Source organism: Staphylococcus simulans (genome assembly GCF_025561465.1).
Classification (GTDB): Bacteria; Bacillota; Bacilli; order Staphylococcales; family Staphylococcaceae; genus Staphylococcus; species Staphylococcus simulans.
In genome coordinates, this window is the sequence record NZ_CP095100.1 from 2,271,976 (window position 1) to 2,297,638 (window position 25,663).

Annotated in this window: 27 protein-coding genes, 1 pseudogene and 1 riboswitch; of the genes and pseudogenes, 8 read left to right on the top strand and 20 right to left on the bottom strand. The window is 36.4% G+C overall.

All coding sequences use genetic code 11. The annotated features are described in order from the left end of the window. Positions 1-11: 11 nt before the first annotated feature. The 7 genes from pfkB to norA all read right to left on the bottom strand — a co-directional run bounded on the left by pfkB (position 12) and on the right by norA (position 6,371). A complete protein-coding gene (gene pfkB, locus MUA87_RS10680) occupies positions 12-926 on the bottom strand; it encodes a 1-phosphofructokinase (RefSeq protein WP_023015412.1) in 915 nt (304 codons plus the stop codon). Positions 927-930: 4 nt separating this feature from the next. Then, entirely contained in the window at positions 931-1,689 is a 759-nt protein-coding gene (locus tag MUA87_RS10685; protein WP_023015413.1) for a DeoR/GlpR family DNA-binding transcription regulator, read from the bottom strand. Positions 1,690-1,819: 130 nt separating this feature from the next. Continuing rightward, positions 1,820-2,308: a Cys-tRNA(Pro) deacylase gene (ybaK, locus tag MUA87_RS10690; RefSeq protein WP_002481489.1), complete on the bottom strand. Its 489-nt coding sequence runs from the start codon at positions 2,306-2,308 to the stop codon at positions 1,820-1,822. 93 nt (positions 2,309-2,401) lie between these two features. Next, entirely contained in the window at positions 2,402-2,743 is a 342-nt protein-coding gene (locus MUA87_RS10695) for a hypothetical protein (protein ID WP_002481488.1), read from the bottom strand. A 343-nt stretch (positions 2,744-3,086) separates the two neighbouring features. Further along, the gene (locus MUA87_RS10700; protein WP_262550793.1) at positions 3,087-4,040 is read right to left on the bottom strand and encodes a lactate/malate family dehydrogenase; all 954 of its coding nucleotides are present in this window, start codon (positions 4,038-4,040) and stop codon (positions 3,087-3,089) included. A gap of 15 nt (positions 4,041-4,055) precedes the next feature. Further along, the gene (locus tag MUA87_RS10705) at positions 4,056-4,868 is read right to left on the bottom strand and encodes a MetQ/NlpA family ABC transporter substrate-binding protein (protein WP_002481486.1); all 813 of its coding nucleotides are present in this window, start codon (positions 4,866-4,868) and stop codon (positions 4,056-4,058) included. A 94-nt stretch (positions 4,869-4,962) separates the two neighbouring features. Continuing rightward, positions 4,963-5,068, bottom strand: a riboswitch (SAM riboswitch). Between the two features lie 133 nt (positions 5,069-5,201). Beyond that, positions 5,202-6,371: a multidrug efflux MFS transporter NorA gene (norA, locus tag MUA87_RS10710; protein WP_023015415.1), complete on the bottom strand. Its 1,170-nt coding sequence runs from the start codon at positions 6,369-6,371 to the stop codon at positions 5,202-5,204. Positions 6,372-6,657: 286 nt separating this feature from the next. Here norA and MUA87_RS10715 point away from each other — a divergent pair, with 286 nt between their 5' ends. Together MUA87_RS10715 and MUA87_RS10720 are read left to right on the top strand one after the other, a co-directional pair. After that, a complete protein-coding gene (locus tag MUA87_RS10715; protein ID WP_002481484.1) occupies positions 6,658-7,275 on the top strand; it encodes a DUF1361 domain-containing protein in 618 nt (205 codons plus the stop codon). Beyond that, positions 7,272-7,547 carry a hypothetical protein gene (locus tag MUA87_RS10720; RefSeq protein ID WP_262550794.1) on the top strand — a complete coding sequence of 92 codons (276 nt, stop codon included), beginning with the start codon at positions 7,272-7,274 and terminating at the stop codon, positions 7,545-7,547. The genes MUA87_RS10715 and MUA87_RS10720 overlap by 4 nt, the downstream gene beginning before the upstream one ends. Positions 7,548-7,623: 76 nt before the next feature. Here the strand turns inward: MUA87_RS10720 and MUA87_RS10725 are convergent, their stop codons facing one another. From MUA87_RS10725 to MUA87_RS10745, 5 genes are all read right to left on the bottom strand, one after another. Next, a complete protein-coding gene (locus MUA87_RS10725; protein ID WP_262550795.1) occupies positions 7,624-9,159 on the bottom strand; it encodes an SLC13 family permease in 1,536 nt (511 codons plus the stop codon). A gap of 281 nt (positions 9,160-9,440) precedes the next feature. Next, positions 9,441-10,379, bottom strand: a complete 939-nt coding sequence (gene mdh, locus MUA87_RS10730) for a malate dehydrogenase (protein ID WP_002481481.1) — start codon at positions 10,377-10,379, stop codon at positions 9,441-9,443. 190 nt (positions 10,380-10,569) lie between these two features. Further along, positions 10,570-10,857 carry a hypothetical protein gene (locus MUA87_RS10735; protein WP_002481480.1) on the bottom strand — a complete coding sequence of 96 codons (288 nt, stop codon included), beginning with the start codon at positions 10,855-10,857 and terminating at the stop codon, positions 10,570-10,572. 25 nt (positions 10,858-10,882) lie between these two features. Then, positions 10,883-11,791, bottom strand: coding sequence for an aldo/keto reductase (locus tag MUA87_RS10740; RefSeq protein WP_262550798.1), 909 nt, complete (start codon positions 11,789-11,791; stop codon positions 10,883-10,885). Between the two features lie 196 nt (positions 11,792-11,987). After that, positions 11,988-12,917, bottom strand: a complete 930-nt coding sequence (locus MUA87_RS10745; RefSeq protein ID WP_262550799.1) for a CobW family GTP-binding protein — start codon at positions 12,915-12,917, stop codon at positions 11,988-11,990. 248 nt (positions 12,918-13,165) lie between these two features. Here MUA87_RS10745 and MUA87_RS10750 point away from each other — a divergent pair, with 248 nt between their 5' ends. Further along, complete coding sequence (locus tag MUA87_RS10750) at positions 13,166-13,606, top strand: MarR family winged helix-turn-helix transcriptional regulator (protein ID WP_262569073.1); 441 nt, start codon at positions 13,166-13,168, stop codon at positions 13,604-13,606. 180 nt (positions 13,607-13,786) lie between these two features. Here MUA87_RS10750 and cydC read toward each other — a convergent pair whose 3' ends face one another. Both cydC and MUA87_RS10760 read right to left on the bottom strand, forming a co-directional pair. Beyond that, on the bottom strand, positions 13,787-15,454 hold the full coding sequence (gene cydC / locus MUA87_RS10755) for a thiol reductant ABC exporter subunit CydC (protein ID WP_262550801.1): 1,668 nt from the start codon (positions 15,452-15,454) through the stop codon (positions 13,787-13,789). Continuing rightward, complete coding sequence (locus MUA87_RS10760) at positions 15,451-17,091, bottom strand: ABC transporter ATP-binding protein/permease (protein WP_262550803.1); 1,641 nt, start codon at positions 17,089-17,091, stop codon at positions 15,451-15,453. The genes cydC and MUA87_RS10760 overlap by 4 nt, the downstream gene beginning before the upstream one ends. Positions 17,092-17,510: 419 nt before the next feature. Here MUA87_RS10760 and MUA87_RS10765 point away from each other — a divergent pair, with 419 nt between their 5' ends. The 4 genes from MUA87_RS10765 (at position 17,511) to MUA87_RS10780 (ending at position 20,318) form a co-directional block, all read left to right on the top strand. Continuing rightward, on the top strand, positions 17,511-18,410 hold the full coding sequence (locus MUA87_RS10765) for an undecaprenyl-diphosphate phosphatase (protein WP_002481473.1): 900 nt from the start codon (positions 17,511-17,513) through the stop codon (positions 18,408-18,410). 165 nt (positions 18,411-18,575) lie between these two features. Beyond that, entirely contained in the window at positions 18,576-19,277 is a 702-nt protein-coding gene (locus MUA87_RS10770) for a hypothetical protein (protein ID WP_057510181.1), read from the top strand. Continuing rightward, entirely contained in the window at positions 19,278-19,730 is a 453-nt protein-coding gene (locus MUA87_RS10775; protein WP_262550804.1) for a YaiI/YqxD family protein, read from the top strand. A 12-nt stretch (positions 19,731-19,742) separates the two neighbouring features. Continuing rightward, entirely contained in the window at positions 19,743-20,318 is a 576-nt protein-coding gene (locus MUA87_RS10780) for an LOG family protein (protein ID WP_002481470.1), read from the top strand. 75 nt (positions 20,319-20,393) lie between these two features. Here MUA87_RS10780 and MUA87_RS10785 read toward each other — a convergent pair whose 3' ends face one another. From MUA87_RS10785 to MUA87_RS10795, 3 genes are all read right to left on the bottom strand, one after another. Next, positions 20,394-20,939, bottom strand: a complete 546-nt coding sequence (locus MUA87_RS10785; RefSeq protein WP_002481469.1) for a GNAT family N-acetyltransferase — start codon at positions 20,937-20,939, stop codon at positions 20,394-20,396. Between the two features lie 178 nt (positions 20,940-21,117). After that, positions 21,118-21,429, bottom strand: coding sequence for a hypothetical protein (locus MUA87_RS10790; protein ID WP_023015425.1), 312 nt, complete (start codon positions 21,427-21,429; stop codon positions 21,118-21,120). A gap of 71 nt (positions 21,430-21,500) precedes the next feature. Then, the gene (locus MUA87_RS10795; protein ID WP_070848299.1) at positions 21,501-21,881 is read right to left on the bottom strand and encodes an SA0632 family lipoprotein; all 381 of its coding nucleotides are present in this window, start codon (positions 21,879-21,881) and stop codon (positions 21,501-21,503) included. 204 nt (positions 21,882-22,085) lie between these two features. Here MUA87_RS10795 and MUA87_RS10800 point away from each other — a divergent pair, with 204 nt between their 5' ends. Continuing rightward, positions 22,086-22,772: a DUF1129 family protein gene (locus MUA87_RS10800; protein WP_002481466.1), complete on the top strand. Its 687-nt coding sequence runs from the start codon at positions 22,086-22,088 to the stop codon at positions 22,770-22,772. Between the two features lie 77 nt (positions 22,773-22,849). Here MUA87_RS10800 and MUA87_RS10805 read toward each other — a convergent pair. From MUA87_RS10805 to MUA87_RS10815, 3 genes and pseudogenes are all read right to left on the bottom strand, one after another. After that, positions 22,850-23,337, bottom strand: a pseudogene (locus MUA87_RS10805) (DUF456 domain-containing protein). A 14-nt stretch (positions 23,338-23,351) separates the two neighbouring features. Then, positions 23,352-24,548 carry a sugar efflux transporter gene (locus MUA87_RS10810; RefSeq protein WP_105978123.1) on the bottom strand — a complete coding sequence of 399 codons (1,197 nt, stop codon included), beginning with the start codon at positions 24,546-24,548 and terminating at the stop codon, positions 23,352-23,354. Between the two features lie 185 nt (positions 24,549-24,733). Next, on the bottom strand, positions 24,734-25,603 hold the full coding sequence (locus MUA87_RS10815) for a LysR family transcriptional regulator (RefSeq protein WP_023015426.1): 870 nt from the start codon (positions 25,601-25,603) through the stop codon (positions 24,734-24,736). Positions 25,604-25,663 lie beyond the last annotated feature (60 nt).

Genomic DNA, 25,663 nt, shown 5'->3' on the forward strand with positions numbered 1-25,663 from the left:
TTTCCTCACTCCTATTTCAAGTCCGTTAATTCAATTTCAGAACGTACTTTTTCTATCATTTCTTTGTTTGCTAAATCTTGACTGAATGCTGTTGCTGTTCCAGAGGCTACGGCATTACGAAATGCTTCATGTACATCAAAACCTTGTGCTAAACCTGCTAACATACCTGCAACAGTACTATCTCCAGAACCCACTGTATTTAATACATTGCCTTTTGGTACAGAAGCTTTAATACAATGTTCAGCATCAATATAAATTGCACCTTCACCGCCAAGTGAAACAATCACTGCTTGTGCGCCTTTATCAAGAATAGCTTTTCCGTGTGTCACTACATCATTATCAGAAGTAATTTGCGTATCGAACATAACTTCTAATTCATCTTTATTCGGTTTAATAAAGAACGGATTATATGGCAATACAGTCTCAACCAAGTCTTTTTCAGCATCTACAACTAATTTTGCGCCAGTTTTTTGTGTGATTTTCGCAATTTGTTCATAGGCATTATCAGGAATACTTTTCGGTACACTTCCTGCCACAACAACAGTGTCATCAGCATTCGTGTTTTTAATTTGTGTTAATAACGCTTCAAACGCTTGATTTGAAATTGTAGGTCCACCTGCATTGATTTCTGTTTCTTGACCTGATTTTAATTTCACATTGATACGTGTATCTTCTTCTACTTCAATAAAATCATTTTTAATGCCAGCTTGTTGTAAAGCATCTTGGATAAATTTCCCAGGAAATCCACCAACAAACCCCAATGCAGTCGAAGGTGTTTCTAAAGTGTTCAGTACACGCGAAACGTTAATCCCTTTGCCTCCTGCAAATTTATACGTTTCTTTCGCACGGTTAAGTCCGCCTTCTTGAAACGTGTCTACTTTCATAATGTAATCAATCGATGGATTGAAAGTTACTGTATAGATCACTTTATTACACTCCTCTTATCGAATAATGGTTGCGATATGCTTTCATATCTGAACGTTTTAGCGCTTTTGTTGAAGTCAAAATTTCAAACGGTACATCTTTCGGTACATTGACACATGCAAAATACGTAGGTCCGAATTTAGAACTATCAAGCAAGACGAAAATATGATGCCCCACTTTCATTGCAGTTTCTTTCACATAAGCTTCTTGTTCATCTGGTGTTGTCAATTTACCTTCTGTATTCATCCCATTCATGCCGATGAAAACTTTATCAAAATGATAATGTTTCAAAGTTTCAATCGCTCGCGGTCCGACAGAAGCTAATGTGCTTGCTTTTACATCTCCACCAATAATCAACGTTTTAATTCCACGTTGTAATAATGCTTCGACATGGGTTAATCCATTAGTAACTGCGACAATTTCTTGTGCTGTAATGTGTTCTATCATTTCATAAGTCGATGTCCCTGCATCAATATAAATACAATCACGGTCTTCAATTTGTGCAGCTGCGATTTTTGCGATTTCACGTTTTTCTTGTAAATTACGTTCTTTCTTCTCTGACATTTTCGGTTCACTCAAGGCTGTTGTTTTGAGCGTGGCACCGCCATGAACGCGTTGTAATTTACCCATTTTTTGTAACTTAGATAAATCTCGGCGAATTGTCGAAGCGCTGCATCCTGTTAAATCAATTATTTCTTGTAGTGTTAAAAATTCTTTTTCTTTTAATAGTTGTATGATTAGTTCAAACCGTTTCTGCGTTATCATATCGCCACCTCATTTCTTCTTTATTATAAGCGCTTTCTTAATCGTTTTCAATCAAAATCTTTCAAAATCATTCAAAAACAATCATAAACTATTAAAAAAGATGAGCAAATGCTCATCAACACTGCTCATCTTAATTTGCTTCATGTGTCGCAACATCCGCTACTTTTGCTTTCGTTGCTTGAATTAATTCTGAAACATTCACACCCATTTGGACACCAGGCAGACCTCCGCTTACAAATATTTTCTCATGTTGTTGCGCGGATTGGTCAATCACTGTTGGAAATAGATGTTTCATACCTATTGGGGAACAACCGCCACGAATATAACCTGTTACTTTCGTCAACTCATCTAGCGGAAGCAAATGCAGTTTCTTTTCATCTACTGCTTGTGCCGCATGTTTCATATCTAAATGATGTTCTACTGGAATCACAAACACATATGGGTCGTGATTATTGTTAATAAATAAGAGTGTTTTAAACACTTGATCCGGATTAGCATCAATTAGTTTTGCGACTTCTTGTCCTTCAATATGATCTTTACCCATTTTAAATGTACGCATTTCATAATCGATGCCTTCGCGATCTAAAATACGCATCGCATTTGTTTTCTTCTGTTTCATTGCGTTCACCTCACTCTTAATATAGCATGCGAACACAAATCATGACATAAAAAAACAAGGCGTTCTGACATAACTTCAACTCTATAAGTGAGTTCAGTTGTCATAACTGCCTTGTTTTGGAAAATGCTGAAGCCATTGATGGCTTAATTCATTTGTGATGGACGTTAATGAAATCACAAATAATGAACTAGATTCAGCTTCACTCTTATGCGCTGCGTCTGCATGTTGTGTTGATGGTCCCCCTGCCGCTTTACGATATGTTGGCGGTGCATCTGAGGCTGAATGATCAGATGAGACCTGTTTGTCACTTTGCATAAATGTAGATACTCCATTTTGGAATTTCGCGAGTTCATTTTCATTTGTGACTAATACTAATAAGAAAATCAAACAACATGAAAGAATGGCAGCGGACACCCATAAAATAAACGCTCTCATTCCTAATACCTCTTAACCTCTATTTCGTGATTTCAATATTAACATAAAAAACATGACATTTTGGTAGGTAGTAAGCTATTTAAACCAAATGTAATATACGTAACATATGTAACAGAACCGACACGAAATGTAGTGAGATAAAGTTGAGTTGTGTAAGAGCTTTCAATAGTGTTTTAACTGTCTTTCAGAAGTTAAATTAAATTATATTCTCTTTTTATCATACTCATAAAATGACAAAGCAGCGTCTTGTATGACAATATATTACGATTGAGTATGATTATCAAAGAATTATTACAAAAATAAAACGAGCAACCTGATGTTAGATTGCTCGTATATATAACGGTTATACTTGTGCTTGAATTGCCGCTTCGCCCTGTTCAATCGCAGTTTGAATGAAGTTATGTGCCGCTTCCAATTGTTTTTGTTCTTCATTAGACAACTCAATCGGCAAACGCTGTTTCACACCGTTTCTATCAACCAGTGTCAATAAACTTAATGCACCATCGACCAATCCATAAGCACCTTGAACTAATCCACTGACGGGTTCAATACTATGTTCATCAAATAAAATCGATTGTGCAAGTTGAACAGCCGCTCTTGAAATCGCTGAGTTTGTCCAACCTTTTTTCTTAAAGACATCAAACGCGACTTCGTCAATTGCCGTAGAAATCGCTCCACAATCAATGGGCGCATGACCTGTCAATTGTTCAAATTCTGGTAATTCAATCCCATGAATACGCACGCGACTCCAGATTGGCACACAATGTGAACCATGTTCTCCTAATACAAAACCTTCTACATCTTTAGGATCCACATTGTAGTGATCAGCAATTAAAGTACGAAAACGTGCTGACTCTAAAATAGTACCTGTACCGATCACTTTATCAGATGGGTAGCCTGCTTGATGTGCAAGATACGTCATCGCATCTACTGGATTTGAAATTAAAATGACGATAGCTTCTTTCGTCACAGCTGATAATTGTCTAAACACATCATTCACAATAACGCTATTCGCTTTAGTGAGTAAGGTACGATCTTTCATGTCTGGTGTCGAAGCCGCACTCGCTGACACAATCACCACATCCGCATCCACTAAATCTTGATAACCGCCTACATGAATTTTTGTGCGATGTGTATGATTCAAACCTTGTATGTGATGATGATCCAACACTTCACCTTGTGCTAAGTTTTCATTCGTATCAATCACGACAATTTCTGAAAAGTGCCCTAAATATTGTGCATCAGTTAAGACTTGGCTGCCTACACGTCCTACACCAATAATTCCTAATTTAGCCATATTCATTCGACTCCTTTACTTCGCTTCATATGGTATTACGTCTTTACCGTATTCTTTCTTAATGAATTCTTTCATGTCTTTAGACTGTAATACTTTGATGAGTTCTTGGAATTTTTTATCGTCTTTATGACCTTCTTTAACTGCTAAAATATTCGCAAATGGTGATGATTCATTTTCCATCACAATCGCATCTTTCGAAGGTGTTAAACCATTATCAATCGCATAGTTTGAGTTCATAATAACAGCAGCACCTTCACCGCTTTTATATGTTTTTGGCAAGAACTCTGCACCTTGTTGATTATTGAATTTTAAATCTTTTTTATTTTCAACAATGTCATCGAATTTCGCATCTTCAATTTTCACGCCATCTTTGATTTTAACTAAGCCTTCATTAACGAAGAAAGATAAGAAACGTCCTTCTTCAGCGGGGTTGTTTGAAACATAGATTGTTGAACCTTTTGGAATATCTTTGATGTTTTTATATTTTTTACTGTAAACACCCATTGGTGTTGTGAAGACTTTACCGACTTCTTCAATTTTATAACCATGTGACTTTCTTTCAGCCTTTAAATAAGGAACGTGTTGGAAAAGGTTCGCATCCACGTCTCCTTTATCTAATAATTTATTAGGTACTTTATAATCATTAACGACTTTAACTTCTAAATCATACCCTTTATCTTTCATAGCTTTTTTCGCATGTTCTAATACCTCACCATGCGGAGCTGGAGAAGCTGCTACTGTGATTTTCTCCTTGTCTCCACCTTTGCCGCACGCTGCGAGTACGACCAGTAATACCAATAACCCGATTAAACTACTTACTTTCTTCATTTCCACTGCACCATCCCTATGTAATATTTATCAAATCACCCTTAACAAAAGAAAAAAGCCTTCTCATTAAAATAAGAGAAAGCTTTCATTCTTTCTCTCATCTTCAAAAGTCTATGACTTTTTGTGAATTAGCACCACTTCGTTTACACGATGGTTGCTGGGCTTCGTTGGGCACATCCCTCCGCCTCTCTTGATAAGAGTTCTATTTGATTGAATTGTATTAAGGTTACCACCAGTGACACATTTCGTCAATGTCATTTTCAAATTTTTCAGATAAATAAATATTAAAAGCATGCTGTTGTAAGCACAACAGCACACTTTCTATATCATAATTTAACTTTGTTTCAGCTTTCTGCTTTTTCTAATGGTCTTCTCAACCATAATAATCACAATCCCTAATAACATGACTGTCACGGACATATACAATGGAAATTCTAAGTTCACATCATATAATGTACCTGCAACGAGCGGGCCTGCGAAGTTCCCCATACTTGTGAAGGTAGAGTTCAAGCCTCCTGCTAACCCTTGACGATTACCCGCAATATTCGAGAAGTAATTCGTTATAGCTGGACGTATCATATCAAAACCGATAAATACTATAAAACTGATAATCATAATTGACCAGTAATGATGTGCAACAATCAATAAAAACAACATAATTGCTGAATAAAGCAGTGATAATTGTATAAATGTTAATTCTTTAAAGTACTTCATAAATTTATCGAACAAGAAGATTTGGAAGATCGCACCTGCTAAGCCACCGCCTGTGATCGCGATAGAAATATCTTTTGGCGCGTAATGTGCTTTATCTGCAGTATATAATGGATAAAGTGTTTCAAATGCTGCAAGTCCGAATGCTAAAACGAACGTAATGATTACCGGGGTAATAAAAGCTTTGATATTAATTTTAGCTAAATCTTGCGGTTCGATAACTGTATGGAAACCATCTGTCGTTTCGCGTTTTGCACCTTGGATAAAGAATAAAGAACAAAAGAATGCTACGACACCTAGGCTCCCAGCGAAGTAGAATGGCAAACGGTGAGAGAACTCTGCCATAAAGCCGCCAAAGCCAGGTCCTAAAATGAAGCCGGAGTTAATAATTGCTGACATATAGCCGAAGTTTTTCGCTTTATCTTCAGGACGTGAGATATCTGCGATCATACCTGTAACCCCAGGCATTACCATACCTGCACTGAAACCACCGATAATTCTTGAAACAATCAAAAGCGGATAGTTGCTGCTCATCGCAAAGATGAACTCAGAAACAGCGAATAGTACTAAACCGATACAAATAATTAATTTCTTCCCTAATTTATCAGCTAAGTTGCCTCCGAATGGCGAAATTACCATTTGCGCTAACGCAAAGGCCGCAACAAGAATACCTAAATCACTTCCATTTAAACCTAAGTCCTTTAAATAGACGGGTAACACAGGTACAACTAATCCGATACCTAAGAAGACTAGAAAAATATTAAAATATAAGGTGATTAATTGCTTACTCATGATTTCCTCCTTTATTGCGTTGTTTGATTCAGTCAAATTTTTCGTGACTACCTATTATACACCATAGTTATTCTGCGGCTCAATCAAATAATATTGAATTATTTTAGTCTAATTCTTCCCTCATTTCTTTTTTCTATGCTTAACGTGTCTTTTAAATGCTATACTTTTAATTGATATCTAGGCTGAAAACCTGTAATATATTCATCTAAATACGTCTGAAACACGAGTATTGTTGTTTTCAGATAATCCATCCATTAACAGGGATGTTTAAAGAGAGGACTTTGAAATGCAATCACGTTATATTGCACGCATATTATTTGTGATATTAATGCTGCTGACATTGCCTTTAAATCAATTTTACCAATTCATGGCATTAAACTTATTCTTAGCATATATTCCTTTTGAACTCGTTTGGTTACTTAAGCTATTTATACCGAAGCGACGTTTCGAATGGCCGCTATTTATTGTTTTCGCAGCAATCTTTGTCTTAATCTTCCCGAATACCTTTTATATGGTGACAGACCTTATCCATCTTAACCAATTTGCATTTACGATTATGGAAGGGGTCAGACCTATAGAATGGTTGTACTTTACCTTCTTAGTCGGTGGCGTCTGTTTTGCAGTTTATTGTTATATTTTGATTAACATTGAGTTATTCCATTTAACCAATAAACCTTTATTCAATTACATTATCGTCATTGGCTTAATGTTTGCGAATAGTTTAGGAATTGCGATGGGACGATTCTTGAGATTCCATAGTGTCTACTTAGTCACTCAACCACTTTCTATTATCAGAGATGTTGTTCAATTCTTAGACGCGAAAGGTCTTTTCTTCTTATTCGTTATGACCTTGCTACAAGCAATGATATTGATCATGGTGAAAGGAGTGCGCATGGCAAAATGACAATGCAACTTCTTGTTTTTATTGCGGTACTGATAGTTATCCAATTGATTATCGGACACTTTATCCATGAGATTGGTTTTTCATTTCTTGTCAGTATCGGTTTAATGCTGCTGCCATTAGGTATCGGTATCTACTTGCTTCAAATCGCTTATTTTGAACAAAAGTATCCGAATTGGGAAGTACCATTCAATGTAAAGCTACGTTTGAAATATATGTATCTTTTAACGTTCATAGAATATATAGCACTTTATGTGTGTTTCTTTGTATGGTAACACTAAAACCTACATGTTATTTCTATAGAAAAGACGATGGACCTGATGCCATCGTCTTTTTGAATTCATTATGATTTTATATTAAACCTAACCATTTCCAGTATGTGAAACTGAAGATCAGAATCAAGACATAACCTACTACTGTTAATGGAATACCTGCTTTCAAGAAGTCTTTAACTGTAAATGTACCTGAACCATAAGCTAACATGTTTTGTGGTGCACTTACTGGTAATAAGAAACCGAAACTAATTACAAATTGTTGGATCAACACAAAGCCGATGCTTTGATCGCCTAAATGTAATGTTGCTGTTAAAGAAATAAAGACTGGAATCAAAGCAGAAGATAAACTTGTTGCACTTGCGAAACCTAAATGAATTAAGATATTAAATAAAGTAATCAATGCGATTGTCGCAATCAATGGTAAATGTTGTAAGCCCATTAAACCGAACGTCTTATCACTTAACCACTGCGCACCGCCAGTATTTAATAATACGTTCCCGAGTGAGATACCAATACCAAAGACAATAATTGTTCCCCATGGAATATGTTTCTCCGCTTCTTTCCAACTCATCACACCAATTTTAGGTGTTAACATAATTGCCATCGCAACTAAAGTGATTGAAGATGAATCAATCGGATGTAATATTTTCTCAGTTGACCAGAATAATAATAATAAAACAGAAATCACAATCAAACGCCACTCACGTGGTGACACTGGGCCTAATTTATTTAATTCTTTCTGAATTAATTCTTTACCGCCCTTCACTTCTTTTTGTTCTGGCGGCATAACTTTCAACATAATGAAGTAAAGTGCAATCGACATTAAAATAGACCAAGGTGCTGCATATAAGAACCATTGTCCCCATGAAATATCATGACCAAAACTTTGGTTGATAAAGTTGACCGCAACGATATTTTGAGCCGCTGCTGTCTTAATACCGATGTTCCAAATAGATACTGCTTGTACTGCAGTGATAATTAATAAACCTGCAAGCTTACTTTCTTTAGAAGCTTTAAACGCCGCAATCATCCCTAACAAAATAGGTACAACTGCACCGGCACGCGCTGTCGCAGATGGTACGAAGAACGCTAAAATAATAGATACTATAATTGCACCCGCCACAATGCGATTAGTCTTATTACCCACAATCGATAAGACTAATAATGCTAAACGTTTATGCAAATTAGTAATCTGCATGGCAGCTGCTAAGAATAGCGCTGCTGCTACTAAAGCAACTGCTGAAGTTGAGAAACCACTGAATGCTAACTTCAAAGCATTGCCTGTTCCGAATAAATCCGTACCATGTAAAGCGGCACCATTTGCTTTAGGATTCCCTAGTTTTTCTGCTAAATCTTGTACAGGACTAAATCCTAATAATAGTATGATCAAAGCTACAATCATCGTTGAGGATACTGGATAAGAGACCGCTTCCGTCACCCACATAATGACCGCAAAGGCTAAAATCGCAAGTGACATTTTAGCCATTACCGGAATCCCGCTCACTGGTATCAACACAATCGCTATCAATACGATAAAGCTGATGATAATCCATAGCGGCTTCACACCCTTTTGCTTCTTGTCAGATTTTACTGATGCTTCCTTTCTTGCCATATTGATTTCCTCCCTTATTTGCTTAGTGTACTCAAGAAGTACGTATTTTAAATATTTGAAAAGACGGCACGCTTATCCAGTCCCATACATGCGCACACCATTTTTCGAAATATTTAATCATTTTCAAGTCCATTATAACAAGAATGCGGTTACAAAAAGAGGGTTATTCGAAAATTTGTAGATTTTTTCACAATAAAACGAGAAAGTACAAAAAAGAGACGAACGCGTTAGAATCGTCCGTCTCCTGTTCCAATATATAATAATTTACTTTACCACATAGTTTATGAATACTTTAAAGCACTTTTTACTTCTTCTACCGCATCTGCTGAAGCTTTTAACTGTGCTTTTTCATCATCAGAAAGTTTTGTTTCAATGACTTGTTCGACACCATTTTCACCGATTAATGTCGGAACACCTAAACAAATATCATTAAAGCCATATTCGCCTTCTAAATACGTAATTGCAGGTAATACACGTCTTTCGTCTTTAAGTATCGCTGCAGCCATTTCAAAAATCGCAGCGGCTGGCGCATAATAAGCTGAACCGTTGCCAAGCAAGCCGACAATTTCAGCTCCGCCTTTACGCGTACGGTCCACAATCGCATCGATTTTATCTTGTTCCAATAGTTCAGTGATTGGCACACCACCTACTGTAGTCGTACTTAATAACGGTACCATTGTATCTCCGTGGCCACCTAGTACTAATCCTGAAACGTCCGTACGCGCAACATCTAATGCTTCTGCGATAAATGTACGATAACGTGCTGTATCTAAAATACCTGATTGCCCTAACACACGATTTTTAGGGAAACCTGACAATTTATATACTGCATATGTCATCGCATCCACAGGATTCGTCAACACGATAATCGTGCTGTCCGGCGCATAAGTTTTAATACCCTCTGTCACTTGTGCCATTACCGATTCATTAATTTGAATCAAATCATCACGACTCATCCCAGGTTTACGTGCGACACCTGCAGTGATCACCACAATATCTGAACCAGTAATATCTTGATAATCAGATGTCCCTTTAATTTTGTTGTTGAAATTGAAAATCGGTCCGCTTTCCGAAATATCCAACGCTTTGCCGCGTGCTGGTTTTTCATTTTCAGGTTTATCTAATAACACCACATCTGCTAAAGTTTTTTCAGCTAACATAAATGCTAAGGTTGCACCTGTATGACCTGCACCAATAATTGCGACTTTTCTTTTCCCCATCTTGAATCCCCCTCAATACGAATTTATTTTTCTTTATACATTCTTATTTACTTTAAGAATATCAAAGCTAGTCCTATTAATAAAGAAAACGTTTTCATTTCTTTTGAATTCTTTATGACAATACAAAACTCCCTCTATATAGAGTGTTGAAAAACACTTATAGAGGGAGTTATTTTACTTATTTAATTGCTTAGTATCTGCCCGCAAATTGCGCAGTTGCTGAGATGGTAAACATGAGACCGACGAAGATTGTTAACACTAATAATAAAATCATCGTACGTGTGTAATGCTTAATAAACGCAACGAATAATAACACTGCGTTATAGATAAAGAAAATACCGAATAATGTCAGTACAACAGTTGGTGCTGAAAAAATCGTTGTAAAGAAAAAGACGATAATCGCAAAAATAATATATGGAAAGACGATAAGGTTACGTTCAAAGCGCATGCGCGCACGTGATTGTTCTTCTGAATTCATTTCTTATTCTCCTTTATTTCACTTATCAAGGGATGTCTTGACCTAAGACTGCAACATAAATATCAAACCATTCTTGATCTGTTAAAGTCAGTTCTAACCCTTTTACCGCATCTTGCATACGTTCAATTTGACTTGTACCCATGATTGGCATTATCGTAGCTGGATGTTTCACCAACCACGCTGTGACAATACTAGCTGGAGCCACATTATATTTATAAGCAAGTGGGCTGATAATAGACATGACACGTTTAGATTTAGCATTTTCTACATTCAGTAATTTACCGCCTGCAAGCGGACTCCATGCCATAATCTTAACGTCATCTCGATACATATGATCAATTGTTCCATCATAAATAGGTGCTGCATGATACGGTGAAACTTCTAGTTGATTCACTGCGATATGCAGTTTATGTGATTTGATACCTTGGTTCAGCAAATCATACTGTGTGTTATTAAAGTTAGAAACACCGAATGATTTAATTTTACCTGCTTCTACTAAAACATCAAGCGCATCTCTGACTTCATTTGGATCCATGAGCGGAGATGGACGATGAATCAACAACGTATCAAGTACGTCTGTTTGTAGATTCTGCAATGAACGGTTCACCGCTTCTACAATATGTTGTTTGCTTAAATCGTAACGATGGCCATCAAATTGTGCGAATTGATCGGTCGGCAAGATAATACCGCATTTCGAAACTAATTTAATTTGGTCTCTGAGTTCAGGTGACAAAGCCAATGCTTCTCCGAATAACTGTTCACAACGATAATCACCATAAATATCTGCATGGTCCATTGTCGTTACACCTAATTCGACTAACTGGTGCAAATAACGGTTTAAGTCTTGGGTTGTCATCTGCCAATCATTTAATCTCCAAAAACCTTGAATCATCTTTGAATAAGTTACGTTACGATTGATTTTAACACGATCCATTGTGTTTACCCCTCTCACTCATTTCATTTTTATTACAACTTATGTTAGCGCTTGCTAAATTTAAAAATGAGGTTCACTATAGTGTAGTAGGGATGCATAATGGATTAAAATATTTTAGTATTGTATTCCCTACAAATTCCTTGTACTATTAAACGTTGTATTCATTATAGTGTTACCTTGATATGCACGTCAATTTTCAAGTGAACTGCAATGCATCTAATTGATTGCGTAAACGCTCTTTATCGAGTTGTTCACCAATCAATACAATAGTATTTTGCACCTCATCTTGAATCGGCTCGTAATCTGGCAGCCCATTGGCGAATTGGAATAAATACGTTGTTTCTGGTGCATCTCTGAATCTTACATAACCTTTCAAACGATAGACGTTGTCTGGCAAACGTAAGATAAACTGGTAAAACATTTGTCTATCTATAGGCGAAGTAAAGGTATACGCAATTGAGCTGATACCATGGTGATGTAAATGTTGGTGTTTTGGCTTCATATTGACTGGCTCTAACGCCTGCAATTCATCAATATTGACTTGACCATAGGTTGTAAAGTAGATGGCATCATTCGAATTGATTTGTTTTAAAGCTTCGATCAGCACTTGCTGCTCATCTTGGCTGATTAAATCTGTCTTATTGACAATCAGCGTTTGACTGACTGCAAGCTGTTCTTCCATCAATGCTTGCGTTGATTCAGAATAATCCGCACGATGTAAAAATCTAGGTGCGTCAACTAAACCGACCACAAGCGGCGGATTAACATAGTCAGTAAGCAATGGATCATAGCAAGCTTGGATGAGTTGAAGCGGATGTGCAATCCCTGTAGCTTCAATAATGACGAATTGTGACTGATTTTGATTGATTATTGCTGATAGTTGTGCGATAAGGTCTTGTTGTAAATCACAACAGACACATCCGTTCTGCAAGGAAATCGTTTGAACTTTATCTCCTAAAATTTTACTATCGACATCGAAATCACCAAATTCGTTCATAATTACAGTGATTTTCTCATCTCTTTTTAATAATTGCTCAGTATAATATTTAAGGAAAGACGTTTTACCGCTTCCTAGAAAACCTGTTACAATACAAATAGATATTTTACTATTATTATTTCGTTCCATTTTTAACACTCATTTCTAAAGGACTTAATGGTACAATCATTAATGGACATATTATATTATGTTACAACTTGATTTAATGCAAGATATCTTCTAAAATCAATGCATGCTTTAATTTTAACATGGCTTGTGAGGAGTCGACAAAATAGATAAAATTTCCATTTTTGTCACTGCTCAAACTTTCACAACAAGACGGAACGAATTCCGGTACACAGAAAAATATAACGGATAGAATGTCTGGAGGAGAACTTATGACTGAAAAACTTAATTTAGGCGGACGTTTATGCTTTAGTTTGTACAACGCTCAAAGACAAGTAAATCGCTACTATTCAAATAACGTTTTTAAGAAGTACAAATTAACTTACCCGCAGTTTTTAGTATTAACAATTTTATGGGAAGAATCACCAGTTAATGTGAAGAAAGTCGTTACTGAACTTGCATTAGATACTGGTACAGTATCCCCACTTTTAAAAAGAATGGAACAAGTAGATTTAATCAAAAGAGAGCGTTCTGAAGTCGATCAACGTGAAGTGTTTGTTCACTTAACTGAAAAGAGCGAAGCAATCGAAAAAGATCTAGGCGGTGCTTGTAACCACTTAGGCGATATCTCAGGATTAAACAAAAAAGAAGAAAAAGAATTGAATCGTTTATTAGATAAACTGATTGATTCTTTAACTAAGCAAAACTCATAATTTCGAATGCCATTAAAATTAGAGTGATAACTTGCATTTTTAGTTTTTTCACTTTTAAATAAAGCAAAAACAAAGCGGTTGAGACTTCTGTCATAGAGGTCTCAACCGCTTTTTCTATTTCTTCATTTTACTTCTCAGCATTGGATTTAGTGCGCTTATCTTTTGAGTAAATACATAGTCTTATCGGTTTAAAGTCACCATGTCATAAAGTGCACCATGTTGTTGAAGCAAACTGTCATAAGTGCCACTTTCAATAATTTGACCTTCAATCATGACGATAATGCGATCAAATTGAGGTAACAATTCTAAATCATGCGTTGCGACAATAAGCGTCTCACTTTCATTAAAGAGACGTTGCATCACACGATGACTATTATGCCAATCTAATGCACGTGTCGGTTCGTCTATCAGCCAAACAGGTGCTGTTCTTAAGAATAATCTCGCAAGACAAATTCGCTGCAATTCTCCACCTGATAGTCCTTCCCCACTCATGGTAATTTCATAGTCTAAATCAATATACGCTAAACCTAAGTCATCTAAGACAGCACGCATTTCATTATCGCTGTAATCTGATAATAAATTATCACGCACTGTACCATCAAAGAGTTGCTGGTGCTGCAATAAGACATTAAACGTTTCTGCTTTAGACGCTTCAGACATCTCATATACTGATTGACCTTGATAAGTAACAGAACCTTGTGTTGTTTGATATAAACCAGCCAGCACTTGCAGTAAAGTACTCTTACCTGAACCTGAAGGTCCGATAATCGCAAGCTTTTCACCAGGCTGGATATCTAATTGAATGTGTTCTAATACCTTTGTAACTTGATGTTCATATTGGAAAGTCACATCGTCAACTGCTAGTATCTGCGTATTATTCACTTGTTTTGAACTTTCAGGTGTTTCTGGCACTTCTTGCAAGACCTCTTCAATTTCTACTAATGCTTGGTCTGTATCTGCTTTAAAGTAAGCCACATTACTCATCGTTACTGCTTGTTCAAATAACGTCAACAACATTAATACAATACTTGTTAAATAGATGACATCTAATTGTCCATTTTGAACTTGTATGACACCTAACCAAACACAAAAGAACAAGGCTAACATAGAAACTAAATCTAACATAAATTCATAAAGCGTTAAGAAACGTTGTTCATTACGTTGTTGATGGCTGTATTTAGAGAGTGCCTTAAGTACAGATTGATGATAGGGTTTTAATTGTTTGAATCGTGCTAGTTCTTCATAGCCTTCTTTATAGTCGTAGAAGCGGCTTAAAAATGATGATTCATCTTGAGCTGCTCGTGCGTTCAATAATTGTGCACACTTCGCAGAAATCCAAGGTAAGACACCTAATGAAATCAACATACTGACTAATAATAAGACGGCATGCATCCAAGAAAAGAACCACAAGGTTAATATTGTAATAGCTGCCGTGATACCAATGACCACTGGCGGATAATAAACGCGTAAATAAATATTCTGTAACGCTTCTACGCGTGACACCATTCGTGCAATCAAATCACTGGATTTAAATTTACGATAAATATCCGGTACGACTTGAATCAAGCCTTTGAAAAATTGTGTTCTGACGTCTCTTAACATCGTGAAAGTTGTTCGATGTGAGTATAAACGTTCAAAATAACGCATAATCGCACGGATAATCCCAAACATTTTCACGCTGACCACTAAGACAATCAAACCATATAACGGTACATTTTTCGCAGCTTGCGCAATCATTAAACCACTTAAAAAGAACATACCGATTGCGACTAAACTACCGATAACTCCAAACAATATCGCTAAAGCTAAATCTTTATCTAACTTAAATTGAATGCCGCGTCGTTTCATTGTCTATCACGTCCTTTGTCTCTTTGCGTGGAAATGACTTGATCATCTGTAATCATATGGCCACCTTCCATATAAATACGACGTTGTGCCATACGAATCGTACTTTCACGGTGTGCAATCATAATAACGGTACTTTCTTTAAAATAAGTATTCAGTGCTTCTTGAATCGTACGCTCTGTCCAAACATCTAAACCTGTGGCTGGCTCATCAAAAACAACCAATTCTGGTTGTGCTAACAATACACGCGATAATTCAATACGACGCATTTGCCCGCCTGATAACATCTCGCCGCCTTCTCCGATATACGTTTCAATACCTTGAGGCAATTGATTGATTTTTTCCATTAAACCAACCGCTGCTAACACCTCAATCACCTTTTCATCCTCAACCGCTTCAAACATTGAGACATTTTCTTTAATTGTCGCATTGAAAATATAAGGTTGTTGACTTAACACACCCATTTTTAAGTGTTCGGATTGAAAAGAAACATAGCCATCTGTCGGTTGTCTGTGCTGTAAAATCAATTCAGAAAGTGTCGTCTTCCCTGCACCACTTGGACCGACTAAGGCAATCTGTTCACCTTCATAAATATTAAAGCTCACATCTTTAACTGCCGGTCTATCTGCTTCTGGATAGCGATAAGATACATGTTCCAACTGAATCAACGCCTCTTGTTTAGGATTGACGTGTTGTTTGGTTAAAGTAGCGTCATCCATTTCTTGATCAAGCGCATCGAATACGACATCTGCTGCTCCTTCACTTTGTTTACCAGTATGGAATGCTTGGCCAAGGTCTTTAATAGAGTTGTAGAACTCTGGTGCTAAAATAATCGCAATCGCAGCTGTTTCGAAAGTAAGATTATGAAAGAGCACCAAACCAAGCCCTGCTTCTAGCGCAACTAAACCAATACCTAACAAACTGATAAATTCCAATAGCAACCCAGATAAAAAGGCGCTGCGTAAAATATTCATTGTTAAATCTCTAAAGCGTGTGCTTTCTTGATAAATAGCTTGTTCAGCTTGTTTAGAACGGTTGAATAATTTTAAAGTGACTAAGCCTTGCGCTAAGTTTAAGAAGCGCTGGCTGAATTGTGTTAAATAAGTCATTTGTTCCTTAGATTCATCACGTGTTTTTAATCCGAAAATGATATAGAACACAGGAATAAAAGGTGCTGTCACCATCATAATAATCGCAGTATTCAAATGAATAAAACACATCGCAATAATAATCACTACAGGTACAAGTACTGCTTTAAACACTTGAGGTAAGTAATCTTGATAAAATGGCGTAATTCCATCAATGCTTTCAGTCATCACACTCATTTGAGCACCGACAGGTTGTTTCGTGTGATGATCTACCATACGACGACGCAGTGTGCCTTTCACTTTATATGCGAGTTCTGTCCCCATCCATTGATTGGACATATTCAATACTGCACGTAATAATAAAGCGGCCAATAAAATCATCAATAACGTTGAAATATGGTAATGATGCGAATTCTGAATCAGCATTTTATCTAACACTTTCGCAATGGTCACATTTTGTACGACTACAATCACAGCTAATAGTGCACAAATGATACCCATGACGATGGGGTATTGCTTGTATTTCAGTGCGTAACGCATTAAATGTTTCATCTTTTTTCACCCTTTTTATTTAATCAGGCATCGATTAATTTTGACACAATAAAGGTGGAACACGTATGTATGTCATGCATACTTGTCCCACCCACTTTACTGTCGTTTCATCTTTAATTAATAGATATCAGGACGTCCTTTGTCCTTAATAGTCATTTGTGTCAAAAATGTCTTATCTTCAACTTAAAACATATAAGTAGAATTTTCAATTTATTCGACTCAAAATTAATTTTAAATAAGAAATTAACCTTCAAAGTTTTGTCATAATTTTTGAAAGACCTACATCTTAAGTCTTATCTTTCAATTTACTACGAGAATTAGTAGCACAAAGATTTTTTTATGTGCTATCATAAAAGTTGTTTCAACTGGTATTTACATACATTCATACAAAATATATTTTGAAATAAGGAAGGTACACTATGTTATTGTTAGAATTACTCAAAGCGCTGATTTTGGGGATTGTCGAAGGTTTGACAGAATTTGCGCCTGTATCCTCAACAGGACATATGATTCTTGTAGACGACATCTGGCTGAAATCGACGAGCTTCTTAGGATCAGAATCCGCATTCACCTTTAAGATCGTCATACAGTTAGGTTCTGTATTTGCGGCAGCGTGGGTATTTAGAAACCGTTATTTTGAAATGTTCCGCCTTGGAAAGTATAAACATACTGCACCATCTACGGAACATACTGAAGGAGAAACTTTAAGCAGAACGGCTCAATCTAAACACAAACGTCTAACGATTTGGCACGTTTTAGTAGGGATGATTCCTGCTGGTGTTTTAGGTTTATTATTCGATGATTTAATCGAAACATACTTATTCAGTGTGCCGACTGTTATGATTGGACTTTTATTAGGTGCGTTCTATATGATTTTCGCACAAAAGTTCAGCCGTCGTTATGCACACCGTGAGCATCTTGATCAAATTACTTATGTTCAAGCATTTATTATTGGTTTATCACAAGCGGTTGCGATGTGGCCAGGGTTCAGTCGAAGCGGTTCAACAATTTCAACTGGGGTATTAATGAAATTAAACTATAAAGCTGCCTCTGACTTCACATTTATTATGGCTGTACCAGTTATGTTAGCCGCAAGTGGTTTATCATTGGTAAAACATATGGAATATATTCATTTAAATCACATTCCGTTTTACTTAATCGGCTTTATTGCCGCATTCTTATTCGGATTATTATCTATCCGCTTATTCTTAAACTTAATTAACCGTATTAAATTGGTACCTTTTGCGATTTACCGTATTATTTTAGTTATCTTTATCGCAATCCTTTATTTCGGATTCGGAATCGGAAAAGGTATTTAATTGATACACTCGCCAGCATTGAATTTCAATGCTGGTTTTTTCATGCCTTCAATTACTGATGCTTTAATCGATGGAAAAAGTTATGTATGATACAAGGGTATTCGTTTATCCCCTAATCAGTCGGGGTATTTAAATGTTATATACTAATAAATGGAGGCCATTCAAATGGAGAAGAAACGATTAATTAGAACATTGTTAACGGTATTACCTATCATTCTTGTACCTTTAATTGTGGAAAGAAAACGCATCAAAGATCATCCTGATGTACAAAAATTGAATGATAAAACCGCAGGTTTAAGACAAAGTGTTTCTGACAAGTCTTCACAATTTGCGAGCGGTGTATCAGATAAATCTTCTAAAGCTGCGTCAGCGGTTTCTAATAAATCTTCTGACCTTAAACAATATGTAAGCGAGAAGAAACAAGAAATCGAAGAAAAACGCCAAGCTAAAAAAGAAGCGAAAGCCAATGACCCAGAACGCATCAAAGCTAAAGGTGACAAATTAGAAAAACAAAACGCTAAAGAAGCTGAAAAAATGGCGAAGAAATTAGAGAAAAACATTGAAAAACGCCATAAAAAAGAAGATAAAGATTCAGAAGCAACTCGTAAACGTCTCGTGAAAGAATTAAAAGACGCTCAGAAATACGAGAAAAAAGTCGGACTTGTACCAGGCGGTCAATCTGACAAACAACTTCACAATAAAGGTGAAGAACTTGAACAAGAAAATAAAGATGAAGCTTATGACATGAATCGTATTTTGGAAGATCGCATTGAACAACGTTTAAAAGCTGAAGAAGAAGCTAGACGTGCCAACGAAGAAGAACGCATCGCAGAGATTCAAAAACATGAAAATAAGCCGAATCTCTAAATGACACAAGTCATTATTGATGGTGATGCTTGTCCCGTTACAGATTCAATTATTCAATTGACTGAAGGGACAGGCATTTTTGTTGTGTTGGTACGTAGTTATGCACACTTTTCAATGCGAGATTATCCTGACCATGTGCGTGTCGTTTACGTCGATGATGGTCCTGATCAAGCGGATTATAAAATTGTTCAATTAGCCAAGCCAAATGACATTGTAGTCACACAAGATTATGGTTTAGCTAACCTATTGATTAATAAAATACAGTACGTGATGCATCATAATGGTATGCTATATAGTGATAAGAATATTAATTCCTTACTCGAACAACGTTATTTGAATGCACAAACCAGACGTCAAGGCGGACGTCATAAAGGTCCGAAAAAGTTCTCAGAAGAGACACGCAATCATTTTGAGCAAGCATTTAAACGTGTAATCAATCAGATTTCTTCTTAGGAGATGACATTTATGAGTAAATTAAAACGTATTGCAGTATTTTGCGGCGCAAGCAGAGGGAAAGATAAAGTTTATATGGAGCAAGGCTATGCCTTAGGTAAATACATGGCAGAAAATGGTTATACTTTAGTCTACGGTGCCGGCTCTGTCGGTGTAATGGGCGCAATTTCTAATGGCGTCTTAGATAACGGTGGAGAAGCGATTGGTGTGATGCCGAAAAGCTTAGATGATAAAGAAATTACGAGCCAACGCTTAACAGATTTAGTGTTAGTAGATTCACTTCATGGTCGCAAAGCCAAAATGAGTGAATTAGCCGATGCATTTATCTTAGCACCTGGCGGCGCTGGTTCACTTGAAGAGTTCTTTGAAACATATAGTTGGGCACAAATCGGTATCCACGATAAACCGATGGCAGTTTTTAATATCAACAATTTTTTCGAACCGCTTCAACAACTCATTGAATCTATGATTGAAGCTGGTTTCATTGATGATAAATATCGCGGCTTAGCTCCGCTTTATGATAACTTAGATGATTTATTCGACGGTTTAGAACACTATCGTTCTGTCGGTACACGTACTTATGATTAACACTTCTAAATTAAATAACATACTCTATGTTCATTCCAAACAAAAAGCGAGAAACGTCACCTTGAGTTTCTCGCTTTATTCATTCAGCTTTTTATAATATCTGACTTGTGTTTTTAATGGATGTGCTGCTGACACATTCGGTAATTCATAGTCCTCTAAATATGTCATACCGATTTTTTCCATCACTCTTCTTGAAGCCATATTTGTTTTGGCTGTCAGACTATAAACTTCTTCGATACCTTTTTCTTTGGCATATTCAAGCACTGCTTTTGCCCCTTCTGTTGCGATACCATTGTCCCAAACCTCAGGTATCAAACGCCATCCGATTTCAAAGAAAGGCAGATCTTTAAATGGATACTGACTGCGTTTAGGGAGATAATTCAATCCGATAAAGCCAATCCATTCTCCGCTTTCTTTCAATTCTACCGCAAATAAACCAATGCCTGATTGTTTCAGTTGTTTCTGCATCGCCTGCATATCCAATTCAGAACGGCGATAGCTTAATATACTTGGGAAGAATCTGCGAACTTGTCGATTCGCATTCATTTTTTGAAATGGCAATAAATCTTTATCTTCCCAATCTCTTAACTTTAAACGTTGTGTTTCCAAATATACACTCATTTGATTCCACCTCGTACACCCATTCAATCTCTTGTGCTCTATCTAAAAAATCGATATACAAAAAAGCACTTTAGTAAAGTGTTCTCTAATCATGATAGTAATGCAAAGCGATATGACTTCACTTATAAGCGCCTTTTTGTATACTTTATAAGATTGTCGAAATTACTTATAGTTGCGATTATGCTTGAGGAAATTCAGAACGCGTATTATAACTGATTAATTGAACAGTTACAGGCACTTCTTGTAAACGATCACGTTCGCTTTTAGGTGCTGTAAATACTACGTCAACAAAATCGCCTAAATGACTTAATTTATAAGTTGCTTCAAATGTATCTGTATCTGATTCAAAATTAGGCTTTTGCGCAACTCTGCGTCTTACTTGTGCTGAAGGCGCATCATGTTGGTAGCCTGTAATTTTTTCGATGGCTTTGCCGACTTCTCTTAAAGTCATCTTATTACCTTCTAATTCAAAAAATTGTTGCTCGTACATGATTCAATCGACTCCTTTAGTTCGTTTATCCATTACCTATTTAATACCCTTCTGACTTTTCAAACAAACGCTTAAGACGGTTTGTTTTCTTTCTTGTCAGAATGCGGTGTGGGTGATTTTTGATCACTTTCTTTTGTTGTGTTAGATGACGTTTTTGCTGCTTTTTCCTTTTTATCTTTAGCTTCTTGTTCTTTTTTAGCTTTGTCTTCTGCTTCAGATTGTTGTTTTGCTCTTTCTGTCGCAACTTTATCTTTCACTTCATCTTCTAACTTATCTACACGTTCTTTCACTGATTTTTGTTCTTTTTCCAACTTCTCTTTTTTATCTTTCAACTGTTTATTTTCTTTCTCTAGTTGTTTGATATCATTCTCAAGCGCTGTCTTCTCGTCACTTTTACCGCAAGCACTTAACATTAAAGTTGAAGCTAACAGCACCATCATCACTTTTTTCATGTATCTTTAACTCCTTTTACCATGAATCCAACGCCTATGTAACGTCAATTTGCTATGTATATTTTACCATGTATCCGGCTTCGCTCATAGTTTCCACGCATACACTAAAAAAAGAAAGCGAGATATTGCTTCAATCATTGATTTATGCGCGCAATTTAGTCATAATATGCTTGATTGTATAATATGAATCGGAGGGCAAAAGCAATGGCTAAATCTACAGAACAATTGATGCGCGAAAATAACGTAAAAGCGTTGCATCTTAATAATACAGACCGCGAAATTTTCGAAAGCTATATGACTTATATTCGTGCTGATTTACGCGTCAACCCTCATGATTCTGAATTAATGTTGAATCGTATTTTAAAAGAACTGCTAAAATCAGAAAACCAGGGTATGTTAGCCATGGATTTCTTTGATCATAATCCTCGTGCGCATGCGAAAGAAACGATTAAAAAACTAAAAAACGAAACGGTACAAAATATTTTCAAATATATTTGGCATCACATTTTGTTTTTACTTGGTATTTTTGCGTTCTTTAAAGGATTTATAGGCTTCTTCATAGGTGAAAAACCTATCTATTATTTCACATTCCCAATCATCGTTTTAATGGGATTATTTATCATCTTTTTATTCGTATGGTGGATTTTTAAAACGGTACAAATACAAGCTTTCAATAAGTCTAACTGGGTTTGGCTTTTAACTTATGCGGTTATTTTCGGCTTAATTGCGCTGTTATTTTATGTCTTATATATCCCGCAATCTTACCTTACATTTGGTCCGTCCATCCATATTGGTAATTGGACATTTATTATTGTCTCATTCATCATCACGCCAATTGCGTTTTATGTCGACCATCATTTTGTGAAGAAAAACAGCAATACTTATTTATGATAAATTAAAAAACAGCCTCAAAAGCAAGATTATCTTTGCTTTTGAGGCTGTTAGTGTTTGCACTATTTCTCAATAATTTAGTTAATTAAAATTGCTAAGAAGAACCAAATGACCATAATGATCATGACCATGGCTTGAGCTGCAGTGCTTGCTAAAAAGCCGACAACTGAACCAAAACTGGCTTTAAGTGCAGTCATTGGGTCACGTCTTAATACCATTTCTACAATAAACACTGCGATTAACGGAACTAAAATAATACCGAATGGTGGGAAACAAAACAACCGACAATCACACCGATTAAAGCTGTGATTTCCCCTGCTTTAGAACCGCCAAAGCGTCTAGTGAAGTATTGGCTCATCATCAGATCAGCCACAAAAATAAAGATTGTTAAAATAATCATTGAGATATAAAAGACCCAAGATAATTTTCCGTTATGAAAACCGATTTGATAAATTAAAAATCCAATCCACATCATTGGCATTGATGGGATAACAGGTTTAATCAAACCAATAAATGCGGTAACGAAACACGCAATAATCAATAGCCATAAAATTGTTGCTAGCATGGTAAACCTCTTTCTTATTCAATAAATTTCTGCTCTTTCGTAAAGAAGATTAAAATCATTCCTAATGCTAAAGAAGCAGCGGATACATAGAATACATTCCCTAATCCTACGATTTGACTCATCACACCGCCAAGTAAATTCCCACATAATTGACCTATTACAAGCGCATTCGCAAAGAGTGTTGAAGAATAACCCGGGAAATCAGGCAGGATGTCTTGGAAGTAACTGATACCAATCCCTAATAATACCGCTAAAAACATTGCTAAAAAGACTTGCCCAAGCATCATCATATAAATGTTATCAAACACTCCGATACTGAAGAAGAAGAGTGTACCAAACAATGCGCCGAATATCAATAAGGTTCTTGTTTCAAGTCTCGCAGACAAAACACCTAGTATAATCATAAATGGCACTTCTAAGCCTGCACACAAGCTCGCAAGCACTCCGACATAGTCTTCACTCTCATGAAGATAATTCGTCACAAATAGAGGCATATTAAGCGTGTACATCCACTGTCCAATATGCAGTAAGATAAATGCAACAAATGGTACGATTAATTTCTTGTGTGTCAACATACTTGGGGCTTTACGCTCGATATGTGTACCCTCTTCAATCGGGCGATTCGTTTTCACTTCTTTAAAGAAGAAGACTTGAAGTAACAGTGTAAATAATAAAATAACTACTGTACCGCCGAACAAACCGGCATAGCCCATACTTTTATTTAACAAAGCTCCGATTAACGGACCAAATAAAAACCCGAACGAGAACATAGAACGTAATACTGTATTAGCAAATTTTGCACGACCGCGTGAAGAGGATGCATTAATAGATTCACGAGCTGAAGCATAAAGTTGAGGCATTGCAGGTGCGAACAAACCTTGGAACAAAGCATATAACGCAATATACAGCCAGATTGTATGAACATAGAAGTAAATACCGAAACTCATTGCGCCCATAAACAGCGCACCGATAATTAAGACTTTACGGTTTACATTCCCTCTGTCAGAAAAACGTGCCACAATGGTATTAACAGTAAACTGACTGATTGCGGCTAGTGCTAATAAGACACCGAACTGAGTAGTTGTCATACCAAGTTCATTTGTCGCAAATAAAACAAGATAAGGAATCGTAATCGCAATCCCCATACCGACCAGCATCATATTAACTACGAATAATTTATAATTTTTAATGTGCAGTAACGCTGCAAACATAGTCTAACCTCTCTTAAAACTTATTTAGATAATCTCTAGTTTAATCAATTTTCTTACCTTTTGGAATAGATGTACAAAGATTTCCATTAAAACAGCATATAATTTCAAAAAGCGGCGTTTCTATATAGAAATCTTCACACAAGAGAAAAAGACACCCTAGCTAGGATGTCTTATTTACACATTAGTTAATTCTGCGGAGCTTTCGCAATATCATTTACGACTAATTCTACAAATGATTCCACTTGTGGCAATTGCAACATACTAGAATCGTAACTTAGATAGGTTGAACGCACTAACGGATGTGTTTCTATATCAACTTGCTCAAAGTCAAAGCGTTCTGTGTCTAAATCTTTTACCATAATTTCTGGTAATACAGTTACACCTACACCGCCGACTAACATTTCTTTACAAGTCGCAACTTGGTCTACGGATATCATCGCATGATAATCACGTCCTAAATTACGACCATACCATTCTTTAATCTGGTTAATATAAATCGGATCAGCTTGAAACTCAATAAACGGCAGTTCTGGTGCTTTATCTCTTTGACCCTTAGGATAAATAAAATAATGTTTATCATTAAACAAATGCTGATTGTTCAAATTCAAAATCTTGCTTCCACGGATAATCATCACGTGATAATCACGATGATGCGCTTTTATATGATCAGTAGAACCTACTTTTACTTGAATTTCAACATTGGGGTATTGATCGTTATAGTGACTAAGTATTTGGGGTAATAAAGTTTGGCCGATTAAAGAAGAGCACCCTATAGAGATAGTGCCATTTACTTCGCCCATATGTGCTTGCATCTTATCAAAAAATAAACGCTCGCGCTTCAACATGTCGCGCGCATGTTCAATAACCATCGCACCTTCAGTTGTAGTGATCAACTGCTTCTTAGTACGAATAAAAATATCAACGCCGAAGGCACTTTCTATGGCCTTTAATCGTTGTGTTACAGCAGGTTGAGAAATATAAAGAATTTCAGCTGCTTTACGCAATGTACGTGTTTCATCCAACGTGATTAACAAACGGTAATCCTCAATCTTCACGTTTTATCCTCCTACTTCCTTCAATCCTTTTCTACTATGAAATAAAAACCATGCGGCAGT

Bases quoted from the DNA above. Each gene is read 5' to 3' on its own strand.
- MUA87_RS10685 (WP_023015413.1), bottom strand. From the start codon at position 1,689: ATGATAACGCAGAAACGGTTTGAACTAATCATACAACTATTAAAAGAA.
- ybaK (WP_002481489.1), bottom strand. From the start codon at position 2,308: ATGAAACAGAAGAAAACAAATGCGATGCGTATTTTAGATCGCGAAGGC.
- MUA87_RS10695 (WP_002481488.1), bottom strand. From the start codon at position 2,743: ATGAGAGCGTTTATTTTATGGGTGTCCGCTGCCATTCTTTCATGTTGT.
- MUA87_RS10700 (WP_262550793.1), bottom strand. From the start codon at position 4,040: ATGGCTAAATTAGGAATTATTGGTGTAGGACGTGTAGGCAGCCAAGTC.
- MUA87_RS10705 (WP_002481486.1), bottom strand. From the start codon at position 4,868: ATGAAGAAAGTAAGTAGTTTAATCGGGTTATTGGTATTACTGGTCGTA.
- norA (WP_023015415.1), bottom strand. From the start codon at position 6,371: ATGAGTAAGCAATTAATCACCTTATATTTTAATATTTTTCTAGTCTTC.
- MUA87_RS10715 (WP_002481484.1), top strand. From the start codon at position 6,658: ATGCAATCACGTTATATTGCACGCATATTATTTGTGATATTAATGCTG.
- MUA87_RS10720 (WP_262550794.1), top strand. From the start codon at position 7,272: ATGACAATGCAACTTCTTGTTTTTATTGCGGTACTGATAGTTATCCAA.
- MUA87_RS10725 (WP_262550795.1), bottom strand. From the start codon at position 9,159: ATGGCAAGAAAGGAAGCATCAGTAAAATCTGACAAGAAGCAAAAGGGT.
- mdh (WP_002481481.1), bottom strand. From the start codon at position 10,379: ATGGGGAAAAGAAAAGTCGCAATTATTGGTGCAGGTCATACAGGTGCA.
- MUA87_RS10735 (WP_002481480.1), bottom strand. From the start codon at position 10,857: ATGAATTCAGAAGAACAATCACGTGCGCGCATGCGCTTTGAACGTAAC.
- MUA87_RS10740 (WP_262550798.1), bottom strand. From the start codon at position 11,791: ATGGATCGTGTTAAAATCAATCGTAACGTAACTTATTCAAAGATGATT.
- MUA87_RS10745 (WP_262550799.1), bottom strand. From the start codon at position 12,917: ATGGAACGAAATAATAATAGTAAAATATCTATTTGTATTGTAACAGGT.
- MUA87_RS10750 (WP_262569073.1), top strand. From the start codon at position 13,166: ATGACTGAAAAACTTAATTTAGGCGGACGTTTATGCTTTAGTTTGTAC.
- cydC (WP_262550801.1), bottom strand. From the start codon at position 15,454: ATGAAACGACGCGGCATTCAATTTAAGTTAGATAAAGATTTAGCTTTA.
- MUA87_RS10760 (WP_262550803.1), bottom strand. From the start codon at position 17,091: ATGAAACATTTAATGCGTTACGCACTGAAATACAAGCAATACCCCATC.
- MUA87_RS10765 (WP_002481473.1), top strand. From the start codon at position 17,511: ATGTTATTGTTAGAATTACTCAAAGCGCTGATTTTGGGGATTGTCGAA.
- MUA87_RS10770 (WP_057510181.1), top strand. From the start codon at position 18,576: ATGGAGAAGAAACGATTAATTAGAACATTGTTAACGGTATTACCTATC.
- MUA87_RS10775 (WP_262550804.1), top strand. From the start codon at position 19,278: ATGACACAAGTCATTATTGATGGTGATGCTTGTCCCGTTACAGATTCA.
- MUA87_RS10780 (WP_002481470.1), top strand. From the start codon at position 19,743: ATGAGTAAATTAAAACGTATTGCAGTATTTTGCGGCGCAAGCAGAGGG.
- MUA87_RS10785 (WP_002481469.1), bottom strand. From the start codon at position 20,939: ATGAGTGTATATTTGGAAACACAACGTTTAAAGTTAAGAGATTGGGAA.
- MUA87_RS10790 (WP_023015425.1), bottom strand. From the start codon at position 21,429: ATGTACGAGCAACAATTTTTTGAATTAGAAGGTAATAAGATGACTTTA.
- MUA87_RS10795 (WP_070848299.1), bottom strand. From the start codon at position 21,881: ATGAAAAAAGTGATGATGGTGCTGTTAGCTTCAACTTTAATGTTAAGT.
- MUA87_RS10800 (WP_002481466.1), top strand. From the start codon at position 22,086: ATGGCTAAATCTACAGAACAATTGATGCGCGAAAATAACGTAAAAGCG.
- MUA87_RS10810 (WP_105978123.1), bottom strand. From the start codon at position 24,548: ATGTTTGCAGCGTTACTGCACATTAAAAATTATAAATTATTCGTAGTT.